Source organism: Zunongwangia sp. HRR-M8, assembly GCF_027594405.1.
GTDB lineage: Bacteria > Bacteroidota > Bacteroidia > Flavobacteriales > Flavobacteriaceae > Zunongwangia.
In genome coordinates this window covers 3350555-3376577 of sequence record NZ_CP115161.1, presented here as the reverse complement: position 1 = coordinate 3376577, position 26023 = coordinate 3350555, and the positions used below count along the sequence as shown (strand labels likewise).

Below are 26023 nucleotides of genomic sequence, written 5' to 3'. Positions count from 1 at the left end.
TGCTTCTCCTACTTTATCAATATTCCTTTATACCTGTTAAGTGTTTTTAATGTAATCCCGGTTCCTCTCACCACAGCTCTCAAAGGATCTTCGGCAATATAAACCGGTAGATCCGTTTTAGTAGATAAACGCTTATCTAAACCTCTAAGCATAGATCCTCCACCGGCAAGATATATACCGGTATTATAAATATCTGCCGCAAGTTCTGGCGGAGTTTGTGATAAGGTTTCCATAACCGCATCTTCAATTCTAAGGATTGATTTATCTAACGCTTTAGCAATTTCTCTATACGAAATATTTACCTGCTTTGGTTTACCTGTTAGCAAATCACGTCCCTGTACACTCATTTCATCTGGTGGAACTTCTAAATCTTCAGTAGCAGCACCAATCTGAATTTTAATTTTTTCCGCGGTACGTTCACCAACATAAAGGTTATGCTGAGTACGCATATAATATACGATGTCGTTGGTAAAAACATCACCGGCAATTTTGATGGATTTATCACAAACAATTCCGCCAAGCGCGATCACTGCGATCTCTGTTGTACCACCACCTATATCTACGATCATGTTCCCTTTTGGCTGCATGATGTCTACACCAATACCAATAGCAGCAGCCATAGGTTCATGAATAAGGTAAACTTCTTTACCGTTTACACGTTCGGCACTTTCTTTTACCGCTCGCATCTCAACTTCTGTAATACCAGATGGGATACAGATCACCATTCTTAAAGCTGGCGTAAACATTTTACGTTTAAGTGCCGGGATTTCTTTAATAAACATGGTGAGCATTTTCTCACTCGCATCAAAATCGGCGATTACACCATCTTTTAATGGGCGTATCGTTTTGATATTCTCATGTGTTTTTCCCTGCATCATCGCCGCTTCTTTTCCCACAGCCGTAATCTTTCCAGACGTACGGTCTCTGGCTACAATCGAAGGACTATCTACCACCACCTTATCATTGTGAATGATAAGGGTGTTGGCAGTTCCTAAATCTATCGCTATTTCTTCAATGAGAAAATCAAAAAATCCCATATGTTATTTTATGTATTGGTAAAATGTATTCTATTAATGTTTAAAATGGCGGGTCCCTGTCATTACCATTGCAATATCATTATCATTACAATAATCGATACTTAACTGATCTTTGATAGAACCACCTGGCTGAATTACAGCTGAAATTCCTGAATTTCCTGCAATTTCTACACAATCAGGAAATGGGAAAAAAGCATCACTAGCCATTACTGCTCCTTTAAGATCAAATTTGAAAGAACCTGCTTTCTCGATACTTTGTCTTAATGCATCTACACGAGACGTTTGCCCGGTTCCGCTTGCACAAAGTTGTTTATTTTTAGCTAGAACAATAGTATTGGATTTTGTATGCTTACAAATTTTTGAAGCAAATAAAAGATCCTCAATTTCCTGTTCTGTTGGCTTATTAGTTGTCGCGTAAGATAAATCGTCTAAAACATCGGTTTTATTGTCTTTATCCTGAACTAAAACTCCATTTAAACAAGTACGAACTTGATTTTTTGGAAGTTCAGTTTCCTTTTGTATTAAAATAATTCTGTTTTTCTTTCCTTTTAAAGTTGCTAAAGCCTCTTCAGAAAAAGAAGGAGCGATAACTACTTCGCAAAATAAAGAATGAATTTCTTCCGCAGTAGCTTTATCAATTTCAGTATTAGCAATTAAAATTCCGCCGAAAGCTGAAACTGGATCACCAGCTAAAGCATCTACATAAGCTTGCTTTATCGTATCACGTTGTGCAAGACCACAAGCATTATTATGTTTTAAAATGGCAAATGTTGGCGCTTCTCCTTTAAATTCGTTCATAAGAACTACAGCAGCATCAACATCCAAAAGGTTGTTGTAAGATAGTTCTTTTCCGTGGAGCTTATCAAACATTGCATCAAAATCTCCAAAAAATGTTCCTTTTTGATGTGGATTCTCTCCATATCGTAACGATTTTCCTTGCTGAATGCTTTGTTTAAAAGCAGGAATTTCTTCTGAAGTATTAAAATAGTTGAAAATAGCAGTGTCGTAATGCGAAGAAATATTGAACGATCTAGCCGCAAAATTTTTACGCTGCGCTAAACTTGTCTCTCCATTTCCTTCATTCAAAATGTCCAAAAATTCAGCATAATCGTTAACAGAAGAAACACAAAGTACATCTTTAAAATTCTTTGCTGCGGCACGAATAAGAGAAATCCCGCCTATATCGATTTTTTCGATAATATCTTCTTCGGAAGCTCCTGAAGCTACTGTTTTTTCAAAAGGATAAAGATCCACAATTACAATATCAATTTGTGGAATTTCGTATTGAGCAATTTCTTTAACATCACTTTCGTTATCCTGACGATTTAAAATTCCACCAAAAACTTTAGGGTGTAAAGTTTTAACACGTCCACCTAAAATTGAAGGGTAAGAAGTTACATCCTCTACAGGAACAACTTCTACACCTAAATCATTAATAAATTTTTCTGTTCCGCCGGTAGAATAAATCGTGATTCCCAGATCATTAAGCTTTTTAACGATGGGAGCCAAACCATCTTTATTAAATACAGATATTAATGCAGATTTGGCTTGTTTCAAATTGCTCATTTTGTTGTGTTTGTTAAAGAGGCAAAAGTAAGTATTTAAGGTAAAAATTTAAAGGTGTTTTTGCTTATTTCTAAATAAATTTTGTAACGAATATTTAAGCCGTGCGTCATATAAATAATTCAGTCTAAAAAAGCAGCCGTTTTATTATGCTTATATTTCTAAGAGTGCTTGGTGAGAGCTTTAATTTTGCAATTAATGCGCTTAAAAATAACCTTTTACGTACTTTTCTTTCGCTACTTGGCGTTACGATAGGTATTTTTTCTATAATTGGAGTACTTGCGGCTGTAGATTCTTTAAAGAATGAAATCTCGGGATCATTAAATAGTTTGGATAATAGTACTACTATTGTGATGCGTTTTAATTTTGGTCCTACCGATATCCCACGTTGGAAGTGGCAACAATTTCCAGATGTTACTTACGACGAATATCAGTTTTTAAAACGTAATCTTCCCGAAGCAAAAGCGGTCACGTTTACTCAAAATGTTCCTGCTGAAACAATAAAATATAAGGACGCCAGCAGTCTTGGCGTAGACGTGGTATCGGCAGGGAGCGAGATTTATGATATCGAGGCTATTAATATTGAAGAAGGTCGTTTTTTTAACGAATCTGAAGCTGCCAGTGGCTCACCTGTGATCGTAATGGGAAGTGAAATTGCTGAAAATCTCTTTGGAAGTATAGATCCAATAGGGAAACAAGTACGAATGTACGGTAGAAAATTTACGGTAATCGGCTTGCTGAAAAAAGAAGGTGCCTCAATGTTTGGCGGTAGCAAAGACAGCCAGGTGTATGTGCCAGTTAATGTTACTCGAAGGATTTATGGAGAAAATAACAGGAACATTTTTCCTCAAATATTACTAAAACCTGAATCTGATGTCGATAATGCCGAATTCCTTGCGATATTAGAACAGCGTCTAAGAACTTTCCGCGGAATAAAACCCGGAGAGGTAAGTACCTTTTTTGTTAATCAGTTAAAAGGATTTACCGATATGATCGATAATATCACAGGAACTTTAAATTTAATCGGACTCGTAATTAGTGGATTTTCATTACTAGTTGGTGGTTTTGGAATCGCCAACATTATGTTTGTGAGTGTTAAGGAACGAACCAATCTTATCGGAATACAGAAATCACTTGGCGCGAAAAATAAATTTATTCTTTTTCAGTTCCTTTTTGAGGCTATTATTTTAGCAATAATTGGTGGAGCCGCCGGATTATTCTTTGTCTGGGTTACAACAATTATTGTCTCTAATTTTACCGGCGATTTTGAATTTATTCTTTCCTTCGGAAATATAGTTTTGGGAACTACTGTTTCAGCAATAATAGGTTTAGTCTCTGGGATAATTCCTGCAATTTCAGCATCGCGATTAGATCCTGTTGAAGCTATTAGAACAGGAATGTAGTACTTAGACTGCTGCGCTATTAGAGAATAGATTCTAGATTTTAGACAACCATTTAAAGAATTATTAATTTCTGAGGATGAAAATAAAAAACCTCACAGTCCAGATAAATGTCAGGATCGTGAGGTTTTCTCTTTTAAATCTATTTTTTACTGCCTGCTGTTAATTCTTACTGCTTACTGAATTATTCCAGTATCTCGGCAACTTTTTCGTTTACAAATTCTAAGAATAATTCGTCTTCTTTAGAGAATGGATCTGGAGTATGAGAATCGATATCAATTTGTCCAATATTTTCTCCGTTTAAAAACAATGGCACTACAATTTCAGCTTTAACGTGAATGCTACAAGCAATATAATTGTTTTGTGCTTTAACATCGGGAACCACAAAATTCGCATTCGATACGGCAACTTGTCCGCAGATACCTTTTCCAAAAGGAATGATATCGTGATCTGTTGGTTCACCGGCAAAAGAACGAAGTTTTAATTCCTCTTTATCGCCATTTTTAAAATAAAATCCAACCCAATCGTAATAAGGGATTGTTTCCATCAATAATTCGCAAACCTGAGTTAATCGATTATCTACAGATATCTCTTTTGTATTCAGAATTTTTTCAACTTGTGGTCTTAATTTATCAAATGGCATAAGCTGTAATTTTTTGGCAAAAGTATTTAAAATCTAAGTTCTGTTACAGCCTTTTGTCTAAATTTGTTGAAACTCATTACAATTGCTTCAGCTTTTTAGAAAATATAGTCTGGTTATTCGGTTTGTAGCCGTCTTTTTAGGAAGTTATTTTTTGCTTTCGGTACTATATAATTCGTATTTAATCTTTTCTGAAAGTCAAACTGAATATTTCCCAGACATAATAACCAACCTTGTTAGTCGCCAAAGCGCTGCACTTATAGAATTTTTGGGTTATGCCGTAAAAATGGAGCCACATACTAAAGAGCCCGCCATGAAAGTATTTGTTGAAGGCAACTTTCTTGTTCGTGTGGTAGAAGGTTGCAATAGTATAAGTGTGATTATCCTTTTTATTTCTTTTATCCTTTCTTTTTTCGCCAAAACGCGAACGACCATTTTGTATATTTTGGCGGGAAGTGTGCTTATCTATACGATGAATTTAATTCGGATTGCACTACTAACTATCGGCATTTACGAGTATCCCGAATATGGATCATTTTTACATGAGATCGTTTTTCCGTTAATTATTTACGGCACTGTCATTCTATTATGGATAGTTTGGGTAAAAGTGTATGCTAATATAGAAAAGAATGAAGACCAGGTATAGACTTTTTTTGATAGGTATTTTAGTCGTTTTACTGGCAAGTATTCGATTTTTCGAGGCAAAGATTTTCTATGATCCTTTACTATTTTTCTTTAAATATTCTGATTATTTGAGAGATGATATTCCAGATTTTGAGCCTGGTTTATTAATTCTGAATACGATTTTAAGATATGTAATAAACAGCCTTATTTCACTCGGGATAATTGCAATAGCCTTTGTAGATCGCAATATTATAAAGTTTTCAGCTGTGTTATTTTTGTTGCTGTTGGGCATCGTAGGGAGCGTTTTTACGTATCTCATTTTTACTATTGAAAATGAACATTTTCTCGCCCTGTTTTACGTGCGGCGATTTTTAATTCATCCGATATTTATTTTGGTGCTTTTGCCGGCTTTTTATTACTACCGAATACATAAGCGAAGTAGAAAAATTTAAATTGAAAGGATTTCCCTAAATCTTGAAATTTTACAACTCTGTTTTCTACTAATTTTGCTGAATAAGTGCCTATTTAAATTGTTGCAAAGCAGTTCACTTAGAATTTTGTTGTAAATTATCGATTATCGACTACTTTTGTAATAAATGAAACAGTTTTTTGCTAAAATATTCGCTTCCATTATAGCCGTTTTGGTGTTGTTTTCTACCTTTTCTTTTACGGTAGAACAGCATTTCTGCGGAAAAAAATTAGTGGATAGCGCTGTTTTTACCAAAGCAAAAACTTGTGGCATGGAAATGAATTCGGCAACTTCTGCTGAAACTTCTATAACAAAAAAATCCTGCTGCACCAACAAAAAACTAGAAGTAAAAGGTCAGGATACACTGAAGCAAAACTTCAATAATCTCGATCTTCAGCAGCAATTAGTTATCACTGGTTTTGTCTATTCTTATTTACAGCTTTTCGAGTTTTCAGAACCAGATTTTATTCCTTTCAAAGATTACTCCCCGCCAAATTTGGTCTGCGATATTCAGTTACAGGATCAGGTTTTTCGTATTTGATTTTAAACACATTTTAATTTCGAAGCATTTCTATGTCTCGATGATTTTGCTATGCCTTTTTCGAGGTCATGCTTTATCTGAAATGATGTGTTTTTAAGATCAAATATTCTTTTTATGCTGAACAAAAGCATTAAATTTTTAATAGAAAATAAATTGGTTGCCGTTATCCTGCTAGTTGTTTTAGTAGGCTGGGGAATGGTAAATGCGCCATTCAATTGGGATTTAGGATCGCTTCCGCGAGATCCGGTAGCGGTAGATGCCATTCCCGATATTGGTGAAAATCAGCAAATCGTTTTTACCAAATGGGAAGGCCGTTCCCCACAAGATATCGAAGATCAAATCACGTATCCGCTAACTACTTCATTACTGGGAATACCGGGAGTAAAAACGATACGGAGTTCTTCAATGTTTGGCTTTTCTAGTATCTATATCATTTTTGAAGAGGATGTAGAATTTTACTGGAGTCGAAGCCGAATTTTGGAAAAATTAAATTCATTGCCAAACGGATTGCTGCCTGAAGGTGTAAGTCCTTCTTTGGGACCAGATGCAACAGCTTTAGGGCAAATTTATTGGTATACTTTAGAAGGTCGCGATAAAGATGGCAATGTTACCGGTGGTTGGGATCTTCAGGAATTACGTAGCATTCAGGATTTTTATGTGAAATATGCACTTTCTGGTGCTGGTGGCGTTTCCGAAGTTGCTTCGATTGGCGGGTATGTTCAGGAATATCAAATCGATGTTAATCCTGAAAAAATGCGTCAGTACCGCGTGAGTTTGCAAGATGTTGTAAAGGCGGTAAAAGAAAGTAATCGTGAAATTGGTGCGCAAACTTTAGAGATTAATCAGGCTGAATATGTAGTACGCGGTTTAGGCTATGTGAAATCTACTGAAGATATCGAAAATGCGGTGGTTTCTTCTAAAGATTTTGCTGCGCTAAAAGTAAGCGATGTAGCGAAAGTTTCTTTGGGCCCAGCGGCCAGACGCGGAATTTTAGATAAAGAAGGCGCAGAGGTTGTGGGTGGAGTAGTAGTGGCCAGAAATGGCGCTAACCCCATGGAAGTAATTCAAAATGTAAAAGATAAAATAGCATCTATAAGCGGTGGTTTGCCTTCTAAAGAACTGGCTGATGGCACCACCTCACAACTTACGATCGTACCTTTTTATGATCGATCTGAACTGATTCATGAAACCTTAAACACATTAAACGAAGCGCTGAGTTTAGAGATTTTGATTACCATTTTTGTAATTGTAATTATGGTGTTTAACCTAAGGGCTTCGATTCTTATTTCGGGATTACTACCGGTAGCAGTGTTAATGGTGTTTATCGGGATGAAATTCTTTAATGTCGATGCCAATATAGTGGCACTTTCAGGAATTGCGATTGCGATTGGAACCATGGTTGATGTTGGCGTGATTCTTTCAGAAAATATTATTCGGCATTTAGATGAAAACGAAGCAGATTTACCAGTAAATACGGTAGTTTATAATGCAACGGCTGAAGTTTCTGGAGCAATCATCACGGCAGTATTAACTACAATTATCAGTTTTATTCCGGTGTTTACAATGGTGGGTGCTGAAGGGAAGTTATTCCGCCCGCTGGCTTTTACTAAAACCATGGCACTTACTGCTTCAATAATTGTGGCGCTGTTTTTAATTCCGCCTTTTGCCGCTAGTATTTTCAGAAAAAGAATACTTCGTAAAAACTTCAATTTAGCTATTCAGGGAATATTGATATTGTCCGGAATTACAATGATTTTTTATGGATTTTGGATAGGCTTAGTTTTAATAGGTTTAGGAATCGTCGGAATTCTAAAAGCGCAAAAAATCACTTCAGAAAAACAACATGATTGGCTTGTTGTTGGTATAATATCAACAGCTATCATTTTTATGTTGGCTGTTTTCTGGAGGCCGCTTGGTTTAGATACTTCCGTCTTATGGAATGTGGTTATGGTGGCCATTCTATGTTTCGGACTCCTATTTATTTTTAATCTTTTCCGCAGATATTATACTCGAATTTTACATTGGGCATTAGCTCATAAAATGATATTCCTAATGCTGCCATTTTCTATTGTTATTGCTGGTGCGCTAATTATGCGAAATACTGGGCAAGAATTTATGCCCTCGCTAAATGAAGGTTCATTTTTACTGATGCCAACCTCGATGCCCCATGCCGGAATTGCCGAAAATAAACGAATCTTACAGCAATTAGACATGGCGGTGGCCAATATTCCGGAAGTGAAAACTGTGGTTGGAAAAGCCGGTAGAACCGAGTCAGCTTTAGATCCTGCTCCACTCAGTATGTACGAAAATATTATTCAATATAAACCGGAATATGCATTAAATGCGAGTCGGCAAAGACAGCGATTTAAAGTAAATGACGACGGTTTTTTTATGCTGAAAAATAAAAAGCTAGCTATCGATGGAAGCACGCGTTTTACTGAAAAAGAAATCCCAGATTCGATAAATTCAAGCTATAAAATTAGTAGAGAACAATTAATTCCAGATGATGATGGCGAATATTTTAGAAACTGGCGCCCTGCGATAAGCTCACCAGATGATATTTGGAATGAAATTTCAGCCGCTACAAAATTACCGGGAATAACCTCTGCACCAAAACTGCAACCTATTGAAACTCGATTGGTGATGTTACAAACCGGGATGCGTGCGCCCATGGGGATAAAAGTGCAAGGACAGGATTTAAAACAAATTGAAGCTTTTGGAATGAAGCTCGAAGAAATCCTAAAGGCAGTTGACGGTGTTAAAGATGAAGCTGTTTTTGCCGATCGAATTGTAGGGAAGCCCTATTTGCTGATAGATATTAAACGAGATCGATTAACAAGATATGGCATATCAATGAGCGATGTGCAAGACATATTAGAAGTAGCTGTTGGCGGGAAAATGTTAAGTCAGACGGTTGAAGGTCGGGAGCGTTATTCGGTTAGGGTGCGTTATCCAAGGGAACTTCGAGATTCGCCAGAGGATTTGAAAAATATTTATGTTCCGGTAGAAAACGGAAAGCCTGTTCCGTTAGGTGAACTGGTAGAAATTCGGTATGAACAAGGTCCGCAGGTAATTAAGAGTGAAGATACCTTTTTAATCGGTTATGTGCTTTTCGATAAAATGGACGGTTTTGCTGAGGTTGATGTGATTGAAAATGCACAACAAACAATTCAGCAAAAAATAGACTCCGGAGCATTAAAAGTTCCGCAAGGGATTAATTATGAATTTACCGGAAACTACGAAAATCAGCTTCGTGCCGCAAAGACATTATCGATTGTGGTTCCACTGGCGCTGCTCATCATTTTTATGATTTTGTATTTTCAGTTTAAATCGGTGTCCACCTCTTTTATAGTTTTTACCGGAATCGCGGTCGCTTTTGGCGGCGGATTTATAATGATCTGGTTGTATGGACAAGATTGGTTTTTAAATTTTAGTCTGTTTGGTGAAAATCTAAGAGACTTATTCCAGATGCATACCATTAATTTAAGTGTTGCCGTTTGGGTTGGTTTTATTGCACTGTTTGGAATTGCAACCGATGATGGTGTGGTGATGGCAACTTATCTTACTCAGACTTTTGGAAAAAACGAACCAGAGAATATTAAAGCTATTCGAGCTTCGGTTGTGGAAGCCGGTGAAAAGAGAATCCGACCATGCTTAATGACCACGGCCACTACAATTTTGGCGCTGTTGCCCGTTTTAACGAGCACAGGGCGTGGTAGTGATATTATGATACCAATGGCGATACCAAGTTTTGGCGGAATGTTAATCGCTTTAATTACGCTTTTTGTAGTTCCGGTTTTGTTTTGCTGGAAGAAAGAGATGATGCTGAAGAGAGAATTGAGTAGTTAGAAATGAGACTGCTTCGCTGTTAGAAGCTAGAAAATTTGATGATGTGTTAATTTGAAAATGTGTTGAAAGAATCAAGGCTAGAATATTTTGAATGCAAAAAATTGAATTTAGAAAAAAGTTGAATTCAAAATATAAACGTTATGCTGAACTTGATTCAGCATCTCATAAAACTGAGGATGAGATCCCGGATCAATTCCGGAATGACGAGAGATTGTAGAGATTTTGATTGAGTAAAAAAATAAAGTTAAATCAGTTAAATACTGATTAAAAAAGCTGATTGCTGAAAGCTTTCAGCTAACAGCTCAAAAACTAAAAAATGTATACCGTGAACTGTAAATTATTAATAGAAAAGGAATATAAAATTCTATCGCTTTGTGTGATGCTATTTTCTTTTGGTATGGATGCTCAGCAACTAGAAAACTATATTCTAGAAGCGCAGAACAATAGCCCAATGATCGATGCTTTACGGGTGAAATACGATATTTCAAAAGAGCAAGCTAACTCCGTAAATACCTTGCCAAATACCGAATTTGCCGCAGGATATTTTGTAAGTGAACCCGAAACCAGAACTGGGCCGCAGCAAGCTAAATTTTCGGTGAAGCAAATGTTTCCGTGGTTTGGTACAATTTCAGCGAGGCAAGATTACGCCGGCGCATTAGCTGAAGAAGATAATATTGAAGTCGATATCGCTCTGCGTAAGCTAAAATTATCAGTTTCAAAAGCCTATTTTCAGTTGTATGAATTTCAGGAGAAAATTAAAGTGATAAAAGAGAATATTGAATTACTGAAAATTTATGAAGAATTGGCGCTAAACGGAGTTGAAGTTGGAAAAGCCAGCGCGGTGGATGTGCTTCAATTGCAAATGCGTCAAAATAAGCTAAAAGATCAGCAGCTGAGTTTAGAAAATAAATTGACTTCAGCGAAAGTAGCTTTTAATCGATTGCTGAATAGAGAAAACAATGCTTCAGTTACACTTTTAGATACGCTGGAATTGCCTTCCGAAGAAATAAAGATTTCAGCAATAAAAGTTCATCCGGAATTATCCAAATTCGATGAGAATTTGGAAAGTGTCGATTTTGCGGAAGCCGTTAATCAAAAAGAATCGGCTCCGCAATTCGGTTTAGGTGTAGATTATATCAATGTAGGAACGCGCACCGATATGGCAATTCCCGATAACGGGAAAGATATTGTGATGCCTATGGTATCGTTTTCGATTCCGATTTTCAATAGCAAATATTCATCGGTTACTGCGCAAAATGAGTTGCGAAAAAAACAAATTTCAGCGAATAGAAATCAGCGTTTAAATGAATTGAAAAGCAGTTTATCCAATGCGCTTGAAATGCGAAATTCAGCGCGATATTCTGTAGAAATTCAACTTCAAAATATTGGATTGACTAAAGACGCAGAAGATATTTTGATGCGCAGTTACGAAAGTGAGCATTTAGATTTTCGGGATGTGCTGGATATCCAAGAAATGCAATTAGACTATCAAATGAAATTAGCAGAATCGATAAGTAATTATTTTCAGCAAACGGCGGTGATTCAGTATTTGGTGGATTATTAGTGAGTAGTTAGAATTGAGTATTGAGATTTTAGAGAAGAGAATATAGAATATAGAAATGAGATCCCGGATCAAGTCCGGGATGACGCAAAGGTTATTTCGTGAATGCTTTGCGCATAAGAAAAAGTCGGATCGTCATGCTGAACTTGATTCAGTATCTCATAAGTTGGCATAAATAAGGCTGAAATTCAATAATAATTTTGATAGTTATTGAACTTGAAGGGCTACCAAAACGAATGAATAGTGAATTATGAAAAAAACAGTTATATACACCGGATTAGCTTTAATCATTGGTCTTTTTATCGGCTATTTAATTTTTAGCGGAAGTGAACATAAAACCGAAGAGCTACATGCTGAACACGATGCTGCAGAAGATACGATGTGGACATGTTCTATGCATCCTCAGATTATGCAGCCAGAACCCGGCGATTGCCCAATTTGTGGTATGGAATTGATCCCGGCAAATCAAACTGATACAACTATTGCAGGTTTTACGATGACCGAAAATGCAATGAAATTGGCCAATATTCAAACAAGTATCGTTGGAAATTCAAAGACTGATAATTCAATCACACTTTCAGGAACATTAGAGGCTAATGAAGAATTAAACGCCATACAATCTTCTTATTTCTCAGGCAGAATAGAGCAACTTTTTATCAATACTACCGGGGAGGAAATTAAAAAAGGGCAAATTTTAGCCACAATTTATTCTCCTGAACTAGTTGCCGCTCAGCAAGAATTAATAACGGCTTTGAAATTAAAAGAATCTCAGCCTAAATTATATAAGGCGGTGCGTAATAAATTGAAGAACTGGAAACTGAGTGATTCGCAAATCAATTCGATTGAAGAAAGTGGAAAAGTAAAAGAGAATTTTCCTGTTTTTGCATCAAATTCGGGCACAGTGACTGAAAAAATGGTAAGCCAAGGCGATTATGTAAATCGCGGGCAGGCTTTGTATAAAGTGGCAAATCTCACGAAAGTTTGGGCGGTTTTCGATGCTTACGAAGGGCAGTTGTCTAATTTAAAAGAAGGGCAAAACCTTCAAATCTCGGTTAATGCTTTTGCCGATGAAAGTTTTGATGGCATTATAGATTTTATAGCTCCTATTTTAGATAATTCAGCCAGAACTACAGAAATTCGAGTGGTGTTAGCTAATCGAAACGGAAAATTAAAACCGGGAATGTTTGTAGAAGCAGAGGTTGAGTTGGAAGAGACAGAAGATTTGCAAATAAGTATACCAAAATCCGCGGTGATGTGGACGGGAGAGCGCTCGGTAGTCTATCTAAAAACAGCTGCTAATTCACCGCAATTTGAAATGAAGGAAGTGAAATTAGGTAGCGAAATTGGCAATTCTTATCAAATTTTAGAAGGTTTAAAAAAAGGCGACGAAGTGGTTACTAACGGAACGTTTACCGTAGATGCTGCAGCGCAATTGCAAGGAAAAAAATCGATGATGAGTCGGAATCCGACTGATAGTAATAGCAATGCTGAGATCAAGGAAATGAATTTACCAAAAAGTTTTCAGTCGGCATTTCGAGCGGTGATTCAAGATTATTTAGAATTAAAGGATGATCTTGTGGCTAGCGATGTGACTTCAACAAGGCAGACTGCTAAAAAAGCTTCAGCAAAAATCAATACTATCGATACGGCAGCACTGAATAAAATGGTAGCAACTCGTTTTAAAGTGATTCAGAATACATTTAAAGTCATTAGTTCTTCCGAAGATATCGCAACGCAACGAAAAGAGTTTATTGCGCTTTCACAAAATATGATCGCACTAGTATCGAATTTCGATGAAATAGAGGAACTTTATATTCAGCGATGCCCGATGGCAAATAATAATAAAGGAGCAACCTGGCTAAGTAGAAATAAGGAAATTAAAAATCCATATTTTGGCTCGAAAATGTTAGGTTGTGGAGAAACGATTAGAAGATTACCCAATAGGGATAAATAGAATAACGTCACCCTGAACTTTTTTCAGGGTCTCATAATGATGAGATTCCGGATCAAGTCCGGAATGACGCAAAATAATGTTCGAAATTAAATTTAATAACAAAGAATTATGAAACGTATACCTAGAAATCTATTTTTTATCGCTTTTTCAGCTGGAATTATAAGCTTTACCAGCTGTAAGGAAAACAAAGAATCTGCTACTGATGCTACACAGGAAGATGTAGAAATGACTCAGGAAGGTAATGCAAAAACAATGGCCCAAAATGCTAAATTTGATGATGAAAAAGTAGCTTCAGAATACGCAGCTTATTTACAATTAAAAGATGCTTTGGTGGCTACCGATCCAAATGCGGCAAAAAAAGCAGCCAAAAAAATGACCGGTTTCGAGAATGCTGAGATTGCTGATTTAGCGACTAAAATTTCAGAAGAGACAGCTATAAAAGCACAACGAAAAGTATTTTCAGAATTAACGGTTTTGATGGAACCGGTGCTTGAAAATGCTATTGCTTCAGGAGAAATTTATAAGCAATTTTGCCCAATGGCTTTCGATGGAAAAGGAGCATCGTGGTTTGCAGCTTCCGAAGAAATTAATAATCCGTATTTTGGAGATAAAATGTTGCATTGCGGTAGAATAGAAAAAACTATTCAGTAAAAAGCGGAATTTCCGCAATTAATTATTATAAGTAATGTCACCCTGAACCTGCCCGTCCGGCAGGCGGGCTTGATTTAGGGTCTCATCAAGATAGTTTTTATAAATAAGGGTAAGATTCCGGATCAAGTCCGGAATGTCGAAAGCAATAAATATATAAATTGAAGATATTAATAATAAGCACTATTCTCTCGCTCTGTCTTTTGAGCGAGAGATCTTTTAAAAATTAAAGTTTTGGCAGAAAACGCGATTCCTATTAAAAATATAGTTTGTGGCCGTTGCATCGCGACGGTAGAAGGTATTTTGTCTAAACTCGATATTCCGTATAAAGAGGTGAATTTAGGGGAAGCGATTTTAGAAAGAGAACTTTCTGCAGCGGAACAAAATGCGTTGTCTTCGGAATTAGAAAAAGTAGGTTTTCAGCTTTTACAATCTAAGAATGAACGCATCATTAATCAGATAAAATCGGTTTTGATTGATGAGATTTCTAATAGTGCCGATCAAAAGAAATTATCAGAAATCTTAAGTGCAGAGCTTCATCACGATTACAGTTTTATTACTAATTTATTTACTGCGGAAGAAGGACAGAGTATTCAATCGTATTTCAATAAACTCAAAATTGAAAAAGCCAAAGAACTTTTAGAATATGATGAATTGAGTATTGCTGAAGTTGCCTATCAACTTGGTTTTTCTACTGCGGCTTATTTATCAACTTCTTTTAAAAAACAGACTGGAATTACCCCTTCTGCCTATAAAAAAATGCAACTAAAAGGTCGAAAAGGCCTTGATGCCGTTTAGCGTTCCTAAAACTGAAATAACTTACCATAATATTAAAAGTGACTCTGTTCGTGCTGTGTTATTTTTGTGTACCTGATTATAAGAATTTAGGTTGAACAAAAAACTTGAAAATATTACTAAAGATTTTCAACGCGATATGATGAAGCATACGTATAGTATAAGCGGAATGAGTTGCCAGGGATGCAAATCTCACGTAACTAAAGCGCTAGAGAATATTCCTGAAGTAGAAAAAGTTGACGTAGATCTTGAAAAAGGAACTGCTGAAATTTCGATGAAAAAGCATATCGAAATTTCAACATTTCAGGAAGCCTTAAAAAATGCCGGCGGAAATTATCAAATATTGATTCCTTCGGAAAGGTCTTCTGATGAAAAATTGATGACGCACCACTATCATGTAAGTGGAATGTCTTGTAATGGCTGTCGCGCTCACGTAGAAGAAACCTTGAATAAAGTTGATGGAGTCGAAAATGCTGAAGTGAATCTTGAAAAAGCTGAAGCAAAAATCAGCATGCATCATCATATCGAAATTTCAACATTTCAGCAAGCTTTAAAAAATGATGGTGGTAGTTATGAAATTTATCCGGCAGATCATAAGAATCATCATTCAGAAAAAACTAAAAAGAAAAAGAAGCCTAAAGCAAAAGGAAATGGGAAGTGGTATTGCCCAATGCACTGCGAAGGTGATAAAATGTATGATGAACCGGGAGATTGCCCGGTATGCGGAATGGATTTGGTTCAAGAACAAAGTTTAGGTACGCCAAAAACTATCTATACTTGCCCGATGCATCCCGAAGTTGAAGAAGATGAGCCTGGAGATTGCCCAATTTGTGGGATGGATTTAGTGCCTAAAAATCCTGAGCCAGAAGCACAAAATTCAACCTATCTAAAATTGCATAAAAAATTCTGGCTTTCGGTAACTTTTACCTTGCCTATTTTCCTAATTGCTATGTCGGATATGTTAAGTAATAATCCGCTTTACCAAATTATGGATTTGCAATATTGGAATTGGGTGCAGCTTGGATTATCGATTCCGGTGGTATTTTATTTTACGTGGATGTTTTTTGAGCGTGCCTGGAAATCTATCGTAAACTGGAATTTAAACATGTTTACGCTGGTAGGTATTGGTTCTGGAATAGCCTGGGTTTTTAGTGTACTAGGCTTATTGTTTCCTGATCTATTTCCTAATCAATTTAAAACAGAAGCAGGGACAGTGCATGTTTATTTTGAAGCGGCTACGGTAATTCTAACATTAGTAATGTTAGGCCAAATGTTAGAAGCCAGAGCGCACGATCGTACCAATTCCGCTATCAAAGAATTACTGAAGTTAGCGCCCAATAAAGCCACTCGGGTGGTAAACGGAAAAGAAGAGGTAGTTGCTATAGATGATATTGAAGAAGGTGATCTTTTGAAAGTAAAACCCGGAGAGAAAATTCCGGTTGATGGGATTATTAAAAACGGAAAATCCTCGATTGATGAAAGTATGATTACCGGTGAGCCGGTTCCGGTAGAAAAATCGGCTGACGATAAAGTAACTTCAGGAACCATAAACGGGAATTCTTCTTTTACGATGATTGCCGAGCAAGTAGGCGATGAAACCTTGCTTTCCCAAATTATCCAAATGGTAAATGATGCCAGTAGGTCGCAAGCGCCAATTCAGCGTTTAGCCGATAAAATTTCAGGATATTTTGTGCCGATTGTGGTGCTTATTTCGGTAATCACTTTTGTAATCTGGGCAATTTTTGGTCCGTCACCATCGTATGTATATGCCTTCGTCAATGCGATAGCCGTTTTAATTATAGCTTGTCCTTGTGCTTTAGGTTTGGCCACACCAATGTCGGTTATGGTTGGAGTAGGAAAAGGCGCTCAGAATGGTGTGCTCATCAAAAATGCGCAGGCGTTAGAGCAGATGAATGAGATCGATACTTTGATTATCGATAAAACCGGAACTATTACTGAAGGAAAACCTTCCGTAGAAAAAATAGTGAGTGTTGGTGATTTTACTGAAGCTGAGATTGCAGGATTTATCGCTGCTTTAAATTCGCATAGTGAACATCCGCTAGCCACCGCAACCATAAAATATGCGAAAGAGCAAGAAATTAAAATTGAAGAAGCTTCAGGTTTCGATTCGATTACCGGAAATGGAGTAATTGGTGAGTTTCAGCAGAAAAAATTAGCGTTGGGGAATAAGTCGCTTTTGGATGAAAAAGGAATCACTTCTTCAGAAAAAATTGATCAAGAAATTGAAGAATTTCAGCAACAAGGAAAAACGGTTTCTTATTTAAGTGTAAATGGGAAGGTTGAAGGTTTTGTTGTGATTTCAGATCCTATAAAGAAAACCAGTAAAGAAGCACTTACCAAATTAAAAGAAGACGGCGTTGAGGTAATCATGCTTACCGGCGATAACGAACGTACAGCAAAAGCGGTAGCCGATGAAATGGGAATTGCGTTTAAAGCCGGAATGTTGCCGCAGGATAAAATGAGCGAGGTTGAAAAATTGCAACAACAAGGACGAAAAGTGGCTGCAGCCGGAGACGGAATTAACGATGCGCCGGCACTGGCTAAAGCCGATATCGGGATTGCTATGGGAACTGGAACTGATGTAGCGATTGAAAGTGCAGAGATCACGCTGGTAAAAGGCGATCTAAAAGCGGTGCTAAAAGCACGAAAACTGAGTGATAAAGTAATGGCAAATATTAAGCAAAATCTATTTTTTGCTTTGATCTATAATAGTATTGGTGTGCCAATTGCAGCCGGAATTCTATATCCATTCTTCGGAATTTTATTGTCGCCAATGATCGCTGCTTTGGCAATGAGTTTTAGCTCGGTTTCTGTGATCGGCAATGCGTTGAGGTTACGGGCCGAAAAACTATCCTAAAGTGTTATCGAAACTAACTAACCAAACTAAAGATTTATGAACGATTTTTTAAGCAAATGGGGAGAAGCTGCCAATACCAGTCTGGGATTTTTCTGGATGGCATTGTGGGCTTTTGCTTTGGGATATGTAATTAGTAGTTGTATTCAGGTTTTCGTCACCGAAAAGCGAATGCAAAAAACTATGGGTGAAAATGAATCTAAAGGAGTATTATTGGGAACTTTTTTTGGATTTATAAGTAGCTCCTGTAGTTTTGCTGCTTTGGCATCTACCAAGAGTTTGTTTAAAAAAGGAGCAAGTTTTGTTTCGAGTATCGCTTTTTTATTGGCTTCGACTAATTTGGTGATCGAATTAGGAATTATCATCTCAATATTTTTAGGTTGGCAATTTGTGGTAGGAGAATATGTAGGCGGAATTTTACTGATTTTAATCAGTTGGTTGCTTATTCGGTTATTCCATCCCAAAGGACTAATTAAGAAAGCAAGAGAAAGACTTCAAACTGATGAAGATGACGATAATGATGACCAGAAGTCTTGGAAGAAAAGAATTAAAACCGAAAAAAGCTGGGCAAAAGTTTCGCAGCAATACGGGATGGAATGGAAAATGGTTTGGAAAGATGTTACACTTGGTTTTACCATTGCCGGGATCGTAGCTGCTTTTGTTCCAGATTCGTATTTTGAAACGCTGTTTATCAATAGTGGGCAGGGAAATACAGATTTCTCATTTTTGACGATCTTAGAACATATTATTATAGGGCCTTTAGTTGCTTTTATCACCTTTATTGGCTCGATGGGGAATATTCCGCTGGCTGCATTATTGTTTGGTAAAGGCGTAAGTTTTGCCGGAGTAATCGCTTTTATCTTTAGCGACCTAGTGGTTTTTCCGGTACTTAGAATCAATGCCAAATATTATGGTTGGAAAATGTCGTTTTTCATCTTAATGCTACTTTTTATTTCTCTGGTTGGCGCATCGCTCTTGTTGCATTATGGATTTTTAAGTTTGGATTTAATCCCGGATCCTTCGAGTGTGCAGGTACAGGATCAAACATTTTTCAAAATAGATTATACCTTTTTTCTGAATATCGCTTTTTTGCTTGTTTCAGGATATTTAATCTACTTAGGTTTCTTTAAACGAACCGATGTAATGCAAATGAAAGAAATGGCGCCAAAAAGTAAATTAATGGAGAAAAGCCTAAAGTATATTGCTTTTGTTTGTTACGCCTGGTTGGTAGGCGGAATTATTGTGAAGTATTTTTTTCAGTAATTATAAAAAATAAAAAGAGAAGCTGTTAGGCCTCTCTTTTTTGCAATTGAACAATTATAAAATTGAAATTTATTTGGGGTTTTTGTGTTTGTCTCTAAAATCTCTGTGATGATCTTTAAAAGCCAATCTTTTTTTGTGCTGTTCTATTCTTTTTGTTGTTTTCCAAAGCTCATATTGCTCTTTACTCAAAATTTCCAGCATAGCTTGTTGAAATGCTATTTCTTTATCTAAACGAGCATTCATTCTTTCGAAAGCTTCTTCTTTTAGCTTACCATCTTCCGCAGCATCTTTCATTTCTTCATGCATTTTGGCTCTGTCTTTGGCTCGCTCTGTATATAATTTCTGAAATTCTTTTTGTTGGTGTTCGGTTAGATCTAAGTCTAATGCTAATCTTTTTGATTTCAGAATAGCTTTTTCTTCAGCAGTCATATTCATTCCCAGTCTTTCCTTCATTGGCTTTGTACGATCTTTTTTTTGCTGAGCAAATGAAGATACTGCCACAAGCATCATCATAACGAAACATAATCTTTTCATATTGAAGCGTTTTAAACTAAATTCTATAATAGGACTCTTAAAAAAGAGAAAGGTTTAATAATGTATTGGGTTTTTTGTTTTTAATTTAAACAGAGAATGTCTTAAAACTATTAAAAATCGATATATAAATTGACGATTTTTGGTGGGCTAATTTTTGAAGTTGGATAATTAAAGATTTAAAAATTAAAAAACCTGCCTCGTGGGGGAGACAGGTTTTCAAAAACTAATAAATCAAATTTTGTCTATTGCTAGACTAGTCGTTAGGATTAAGAATTTGATCTATTCTTTCTGATGCATCCTGAAGATGATATCTTGTTAACGTATCTCCTGAACGGTACATCGAGTTTCTTATTTGTCTTTGTAGTGTTTGTAGTTCACCTCTTACGATTGGGCGAATATCACTTTGCGCTACATTTACATTAGTTCTACTAACCCATCGGCGGTATTCGCTAGGGATAGCTTTTTGATCTTCTGTCATTAAATAAGCCATACGATCGATATATGCTCTTTGAAGATTTCTGCGGTATCTGTCAATTTTTTGACCAGTATTTAATTCACTCCAAATTCCTTTGCGTAAATCGTCCATCATTTCTAGAAGCGTGTATGCTTCTTTGCCGTTTATTTCTTGGTTTTCTAGTAAACGTTGCATTCTTCCGAAGTCTAAAACATTAGAAAGTGTACTGCTTTGCATACCTCTAATCCTTTCGATATTTCCGTCGAATTCAATTTTATTAAAAATGTCCTGATCGATTAACCAATTTGGAGTTTCGAACAATTGTTCTTGTAAGAAATCCATTGCTCTTTCCTGCTTTTCTTTGGCAACATGCGTATAAACAGCACCTTCCTGATCGTAGGTTTTATACACTTCGTAAACACCACCAATATTAGCAGCTACGTGACCCATGTAGCGATTAAGCTGGCTAAGTACCTGCCCATAAAGCTCATCTAAATCTTCATAATCTTTGCCATCTTCAGCAGTCCATTCTATTAATTTAGGAACAATACGCTTCAGGTTTTTGATACCGTATTCACTAGCTAGCATCGCATCGTCCCCAAGATCTTCTGTTTGAGAAGAAGGATCTATTACTCCGCCACTTTGCTGACTTCCGAAGCGATATAAAGGATCACCTGCATGTTCTAAAATCCATTTATCTAAAACAGGTTTTTCTTCTCTACCTTCTTTTTCTGGAATGGGTTTATAGCCCCACATAATCGCATACTTATCGTAAGGACCAATATTTGGCATTAAAGCAACATCACCATCTCCTGGCTGAGCTACATAGTTGAAACGTGCATAATCCATAATCGATGGTGCAGTTCCGTATTTTGCAGTAAATTCAGGATCACGTAAATCTTCTACTGCATAAGCCGGGCTACTACCCATGTTGTGTGGAAGACCTAAAGTGTGACCAACTTCGTGAGAAGAAACAAAACGAATTAAGCGGCCCATAATCTCATCTTTAAATGCTACGCCACGAGCTTCCTCATTAATTGCAGCTGTTTGCACAAAATACCAGTTGCGTAATAAAGTCATTACATTGTGGTACCAGTTGATATCAGATTCCAATATTTCTCCTGAACGTGGATCGCTTACGTGAGGCCCATTTGCGTTAGGAATTGGTGAAGCTAAATAACGAACCGTTGAATAACGAACATCTTCTGGGCTCCAATCTGGATCTTCCTCTGCAGTTGGTGCGTCTTTAGCGATAATTGCATTTTTAAAACCGGCTTCTTCAAAAGCTACTTGCCAATCTTCGATACCTTGCTTAATGTAAGGAACCCATTTTTTTGGCGTTGCACGGTCGATATAATAAACGATTTGCTTTTTAGGTTCAACCAACTCACCGTTTTTAAACTTTCCCATGTCTTCATCTTTAACCTCTAGTCTCCAACGGTCAAGATATTCAACGGTTTTACTTTTTTGAGCGTCTAAGCCATAATCGGTTTGGCTCGTGGTAAACCATCCTACACGCTCATCAAAATAACGACGCTCCATTGGCTCTTTTGGTAGAAGAATCATCGAGTTGCTGAATTCCAAAGAGATAGATCCGGTAGTTGAATTGGATGGAGGATTACCCGCATTGTATGTTTTAATATGTCGAACTTCGATATTTTCAGGATAACTTCTTATCGTATCTATAAAAGAACGACTATCGTCTAATCTCGAAACTTTGTATTGTTTACGGTATCTTTCGCCTAAACCTAAAGCCTGAACATCTTTTTTGTAAAGATCGGTAACTTCGATAACGGTAGATTTGCTTATAGAATCTTTACCAACAGTTTCAACATCAAAAGAGCTTAAAATCGGCTCGAAATTAGAGTTTACAACTGCTTCATGAACAGGAAGCGAATCTGCTGCGTAGATGTCGTGAGAAACTACTCTTAGTAAAACCTGATCACCTTTCTTTTGCCAGCGGTGAACCTGTGTGTTTTGTTTACCACCACCAAATCCAATACCAGAAGCTGTTTTGGCGATTCTTGTTACCGTAAGCATTTCTCTATTGAAAAGGCTATCTGGAATCTCGTAGTAATACTTATTTTTTACTTTGTGTACGGTAAAAAGACCTTTATCTGATTTTGCATCTTTAGTGATAACTTTTGCGTAAGGTTTTAATCCGTCTTTTGATTCTTCTTTTTGTGCATTTGCAGACTGATCTTTCTTGTTTTTCTGAAAAACAGCACAAGAGGCCATTAAAAAAGAAAGACCGACAGCACAAATTCTAATCGGTAATTTGTTAGTCATAAATTAGATTTGATTTTTATTAAAGCTGAATAAACTATTTGAATGTGCTATACTGAATTATTCAACTTCCTTTTTAGGACTCATTATTCTTAAAAAGGTTTAAAACGAAGTTAAGGAAAATGGAATTAGTGGTTTTTTCTAATAAAAAAAGGCCACAAATTAATGTAGCCTTTCAAGTTTTTTAAAATTAAAGGAAGCCTTATACAACGCTTATTTTCATTTCTTCATTTTCTTTAAAAACATTGATCATTTTATGTTTTCTAAGCGATTTTAGAGCTTTGTCCCATTTTTTATTACTCAAACCAGATTTTTCCTTTATAAGATCCATATTATGGTTTTCGTCATCTTTCAGTAATTGGTAAACCGCTTTTTCTTCTTCAGTAAGTTCAACCTGTTTTTTCTCCGGCTTCATTTGTGGGAAAAATAATACTTCCTGAATGGATTGATTATTAGTTAGGAACATAATTAAACGATCCATCCCAATTCCTAATCCGGATGTTGGAGGCATACCATATTCTAAAGCACGCAAGAAATCCTGATCGATAAATTCGGTAGCTTCATCATCACCTTTTTCTGCTAAGCGTAATTGTTCTTCAAAACGCTCGCGCTGATCGATAGGATCGTTAAGCTCTGAATATGCATTAGCGATTTCTTTACCACAAACCATAAGCTCGAAACGCTCGGTTAACTCTGGATTCTCTCTATGTTCCTTACAAAGCGGACTCATTTCTTTTGGATAATCGGTAATAAAGGTTGGCTGGATATAATTTCCTTCACATTTTTCACCAAAAATTTCGTCGATAAGTTTTCCTTTTCCCATGGTTTCGTCAACCTCGATACCCATTTCTTTCGCAGCTTCGAATAATTCTGCTTCAGATTTACCGGTAATATCAAATCCTGTGAATTCGATAATAGCATCGGTCATGGTTACACGCTTGTACGGCGCTTTAAAGTCAACTTTATGTTTTCCGAAGGTAGCTTCCGTAGTTCCATTAACCGCAATCGCGCAATGTTCCAAAAGTTTTTCGGTGAAATCCATCATCCAATTGTAGTCTTTATAAGCTACATAGATTTCCATTGCAGTAAATTCCGGATTGTGGGTTCTATCCATTCCTTCATTTCTGAAGTTTTTAGAAAACTCGTAAACGCCATCAAAACCACCAACAATTAAGCGCTTAAGATAAAGTTCGTTGGCGATTCTTAAATATAGCGGAATGTCTAGCGCGTTGTGATGTGTGATAAAAGGACGAGCTGCAGCACCACCAGGTATGGATTGAAGAATTGGTGTTTCAACTTCGAAATATCCAGATTCGTTAAAGAAATTACGCATTGCTGTAAATAACTTAGTACGCTTTACAAAAATTTCTTTCACTTTAGGATTCACTGCAAGATCGGCATAACGCTGGCGATAGCGATGCTCCGGATCTGTAAAGCCATCGTATGTATTTCCTTCTTTATCGGTTTTTGGCAATGGTAAAGGTCGAATCGATTTGCTAAGCAGGCTAAAATCTTTAACCATTACGGTCATTTCGCCTACCTGAGTTTTAAATAATTCGCCTTCAATACCTATAAAATCACCTATATCCAGCAGCTTTTTGTATACATCGTTGTATAAGCTCTTATCTTCACCGGTACAAATTTCGTCGCGATTAAAGTAAACCTGAATCTTACCTTTAGAGTCCTGTAATTCTGCGAAAGATGCTTTTCCCTGGATTCTTCGGGACATTAATCTACCCGCGATTACAACTTTTTTACCTTCTTCGAAATTTGCCTTAATATCGGCAGATGTGTGATCTAATGGAAATAAATCGGCTGGATAAGGATTAATCCCTTTCTCCCTTAATGTAGCCAGTTTTTCTCTTCTTACAATTTCCTGTTCAGATAGCTGCATGGTGTAATTTTAAAATTTAATGACTTCCCGTTTTAAGAAGCAGCTGCAAATATAATGACAATCAGAGTACCAACCAATGATCTATTTAAGATTAGCTATGAATCTGAAGCAGAAATTATATCTTTGTTTTTGTTTTAGATAAAATCGAAATTATGAGTATTTGGCGTGTTATTTTGTCAATATTTTTTCCGCCTCTAGCGGTATTTGATAAGGGTTGTGGTTCTATTATTATAGTATTTCTTTTAACGCTATTAGGATGGATACCCGGAGTGATCGCCGCACTTATAATTTTAAACAATCCTAATAAATGATGACGATACCGCAAAACAAGAAGATTGAATTAAAAGAATTAGGGTTTAAAGATTACAAAGATACCTGGGACTACCAAGAACATCTTTTTAAAGAGATTCTGGATATAAAGGTAAGGAACAGAAGAGAAGATACGCAATTAGCAACGCCTAATTACCTGCTTTCTGTAGAGCATCCTCATGTTTATACGCTGGGGAAAAGCGGAAATATTTCTAATCTTCTTATTAACGAAGAGCAATTAAAAGAAAAAGATGCTGCTTTTTATAAAATCAATCGGGGAGGAGATATTACCTATCATGGTCCCGGCCAAATGGTGATCTATCCTATTCTAGACCTGGATAATTTTTTTACTGATATTCATAAATATTTGAGGTTTTTAGAAGAAGCAGTAATTCTGGTTTTAAAAGAATACGCTATTAAAGCAGAACGAAGCCAAGGGGAAACCGGAGTTTGGTTAGATATGGGTACGCCGTTTGCCAGAAAAATTTGTGCAATGGGCGTCCGTGCAAGCCGCTGGGTTACTATGCATGGATTGGCGTTAAACGTTAACGCTGATTTAGGTTATTTTGATAATATTGTTCCCTGCGGAATTAAAGAAAAAGCAGTAACATCTCTTAATGTCGAATTGGGTAAAAATCAGGTCGATATGGAAGAAGTGAAGCAAAAGTTTTTAAGGCATTTTCAGGAGTTGTTTGAGGCAGAGTTTTTTAAAAATTAAGCTCTAATTGCTCAGGCAAAAGTTTAAAACTTTTGCGGTGATATTTTGTGATTCCAAATTCTCTAATAGCTTCTCGATGCTCTTTTGTAGGATATCCTTTATTTTTTTTCCAGTTGTACATAGGGAACTCTTCATGAATTTTCTCCATATATTCATCCCGATGCGTTTTCGCTAGAATTGATGCTGCCGCAATGCTCAAATATTTATCATCACCCTTAATAATACATTCATAAGGTATATTCTTGAATGGTTTAAATCTATTACCATCTACAATAATATGATCTGGTAGCACTTTTAACTGCTCAATAGATTTATGCATAGCCAATATAGAAGCGTTCAAAATATTGATTTCATCTATGGTTTCCATAAAGATATGTGAAACTCCATAAGTACTACTTTCATTTTCTACTATTTTTCTCAGCGAAGAACGGTTTTTTAAAGATAATTTTTTAGAATCTCTCAAGATCTCATTTTTGAAAGATTCTGGTAGGATTACAGCAGCTGCAGTTACAGGACCTGCTATGCAACCTCTACCTGCTTCATCTGTACCGCATTCGGTTTTATGATCTTTGTAATGAGATATTAACATATGTTAGTATTTTTATTCTA

The 26023-nt window shown here is 36.6% G+C and carries 20 protein-coding genes; 13 read left to right on the top strand and 7 right to left on the bottom strand.

Annotated features, from left to right (window positions below; all coding sequences use genetic code 11):
* Positions 1–8: 8 nt before the first annotated feature.
* Both PBT89_RS14665 and purH read right to left on the bottom strand, forming a co-directional pair.
* The gene (locus PBT89_RS14665) at positions 9–1037 is read right to left on the bottom strand and encodes a rod shape-determining protein (protein WP_013070169.1); all 1029 of its coding nucleotides are present in this window, start codon (positions 1035–1037) and stop codon (positions 9–11) included.
* A gap of 33 nt (positions 1038–1070) precedes the next feature.
* On the bottom strand, positions 1071–2603 hold the full coding sequence (gene purH, locus PBT89_RS14660; RefSeq protein ID WP_270062501.1) for a bifunctional phosphoribosylaminoimidazolecarboxamide formyltransferase/IMP cyclohydrolase: 1533 nt from the start codon (positions 2601–2603) through the stop codon (positions 1071–1073).
* A 146-nt stretch (positions 2604–2749) separates the two neighbouring features.
* Between purH and PBT89_RS14655 the strand changes: the two genes are divergently transcribed.
* Positions 2750–4003 carry an ABC transporter permease gene (locus PBT89_RS14655; protein WP_270060169.1) on the top strand — a complete coding sequence of 418 codons (1254 nt, stop codon included), beginning with the start codon at positions 2750–2752 and terminating at the stop codon, positions 4001–4003.
* Positions 4004–4184: 181 nt separating this feature from the next.
* Here the strand turns inward: PBT89_RS14655 and PBT89_RS14650 are convergent, their stop codons facing one another.
* Positions 4185–4643, bottom strand: coding sequence for a GAF domain-containing protein (locus PBT89_RS14650; RefSeq protein WP_270060170.1), 459 nt, complete (start codon positions 4641–4643; stop codon positions 4185–4187).
* Positions 4644–4725: 82 nt separating this feature from the next.
* Here PBT89_RS14650 and xrtF point away from each other — a divergent pair, with 82 nt between their 5' ends.
* The 10 genes from xrtF to PBT89_RS14600 all read left to right on the top strand — a co-directional run bounded on the left by xrtF (position 4726) and on the right by PBT89_RS14600 (position 19219).
* Complete coding sequence (xrtF, locus tag PBT89_RS14645; RefSeq protein ID WP_270062500.1) at positions 4726–5286, top strand: exosortase family protein XrtF; 561 nt, start codon at positions 4726–4728, stop codon at positions 5284–5286.
* The gene (locus PBT89_RS14640) at positions 5270–5716 is read left to right on the top strand and encodes an exosortase F system-associated membrane protein (protein ID WP_270062499.1); all 447 of its coding nucleotides are present in this window, start codon (positions 5270–5272) and stop codon (positions 5714–5716) included. Before xrtF ends, PBT89_RS14640 begins: the two co-directional genes overlap by 17 nt.
* A gap of 144 nt (positions 5717–5860) precedes the next feature.
* Positions 5861–6274, top strand: a complete 414-nt coding sequence (locus PBT89_RS14635; RefSeq protein WP_270062498.1) for an HYC_CC_PP family protein — start codon at positions 5861–5863, stop codon at positions 6272–6274.
* A 114-nt stretch (positions 6275–6388) separates the two neighbouring features.
* Positions 6389–10123 (top strand): efflux RND transporter permease subunit, encoded by a 3735-nt coding sequence (locus PBT89_RS14630; RefSeq protein WP_270062497.1) that lies wholly within the window; start codon positions 6389–6391, stop codon positions 10121–10123.
* Between the two features lie 316 nt (positions 10124–10439).
* On the top strand, positions 10440–11687 hold the full coding sequence (locus tag PBT89_RS14625) for a TolC family protein (protein WP_270062496.1): 1248 nt from the start codon (positions 10440–10442) through the stop codon (positions 11685–11687).
* A 247-nt stretch (positions 11688–11934) separates the two neighbouring features.
* Positions 11935–13638, top strand: coding sequence for an efflux RND transporter periplasmic adaptor subunit (locus tag PBT89_RS14620; RefSeq protein WP_270062495.1), 1704 nt, complete (start codon positions 11935–11937; stop codon positions 13636–13638).
* 108 nt (positions 13639–13746) lie between these two features.
* A complete protein-coding gene (locus PBT89_RS14615) occupies positions 13747–14289 on the top strand; it encodes a DUF3347 domain-containing protein (RefSeq protein ID WP_270062494.1) in 543 nt (180 codons plus the stop codon).
* A gap of 231 nt (positions 14290–14520) precedes the next feature.
* Positions 14521–15084 carry a helix-turn-helix transcriptional regulator gene (locus tag PBT89_RS14610; RefSeq protein ID WP_270062493.1) on the top strand — a complete coding sequence of 188 codons (564 nt, stop codon included), beginning with the start codon at positions 14521–14523 and terminating at the stop codon, positions 15082–15084.
* Between the two features lie 139 nt (positions 15085–15223).
* Positions 15224–17959 (top strand): heavy metal translocating P-type ATPase, encoded by a 2736-nt coding sequence (locus PBT89_RS14605; protein ID WP_270064272.1) that lies wholly within the window; start codon positions 15224–15226, stop codon positions 17957–17959.
* A 36-nt stretch (positions 17960–17995) separates the two neighbouring features.
* Positions 17996–19219 carry a permease gene (locus tag PBT89_RS14600; RefSeq protein WP_270062492.1) on the top strand — a complete coding sequence of 408 codons (1224 nt, stop codon included), beginning with the start codon at positions 17996–17998 and terminating at the stop codon, positions 19217–19219.
* Positions 19220–19288: 69 nt separating this feature from the next.
* On the opposite strand, the gene PBT89_RS14595 is transcribed toward PBT89_RS14600, so the two are convergent.
* The 3 genes from PBT89_RS14595 to lysS all read right to left on the bottom strand — a co-directional run bounded on the left by PBT89_RS14595 (position 19289) and on the right by lysS (position 24387).
* On the bottom strand, positions 19289–19753 hold the full coding sequence (locus tag PBT89_RS14595) for a hypothetical protein (RefSeq protein WP_270062491.1): 465 nt from the start codon (positions 19751–19753) through the stop codon (positions 19289–19291).
* 253 nt (positions 19754–20006) lie between these two features.
* Positions 20007–22496, bottom strand: a complete 2490-nt coding sequence (locus tag PBT89_RS14590; protein WP_270062490.1) for a zinc-dependent metalloprotease — start codon at positions 22494–22496, stop codon at positions 20007–20009.
* A gap of 199 nt (positions 22497–22695) precedes the next feature.
* Positions 22696–24387: a lysine--tRNA ligase gene (gene lysS / locus PBT89_RS14585; protein ID WP_270062489.1), complete on the bottom strand. Its 1692-nt coding sequence runs from the start codon at positions 24385–24387 to the stop codon at positions 22696–22698.
* 152 nt (positions 24388–24539) lie between these two features.
* On the opposite strand from lysS, the gene PBT89_RS14580 reads away from it, so the two are divergent.
* Together PBT89_RS14580 and lipB are read left to right on the top strand one after the other, a co-directional pair.
* Positions 24540–24698, top strand: a complete 159-nt coding sequence (locus PBT89_RS14580) for a YqaE/Pmp3 family membrane protein (protein WP_270060183.1) — start codon at positions 24540–24542, stop codon at positions 24696–24698.
* Entirely contained in the window at positions 24695–25414 is a 720-nt protein-coding gene (lipB, locus tag PBT89_RS14575) for a lipoyl(octanoyl) transferase LipB (RefSeq protein ID WP_270062488.1), read from the top strand. The genes PBT89_RS14580 and lipB overlap by 4 nt, the downstream gene beginning before the upstream one ends.
* On the opposite strand, the gene PBT89_RS14570 is transcribed toward lipB, so the two are convergent.
* Positions 25404–26003: a ribonuclease HII gene (locus PBT89_RS14570; RefSeq protein ID WP_270062487.1), complete on the bottom strand. Its 600-nt coding sequence runs from the start codon at positions 26001–26003 to the stop codon at positions 25404–25406. The two genes, lipB and PBT89_RS14570, sit on opposite strands and share 11 nt — an antisense overlap.
* Positions 26004–26023: the final 20 nt, after the last annotated feature.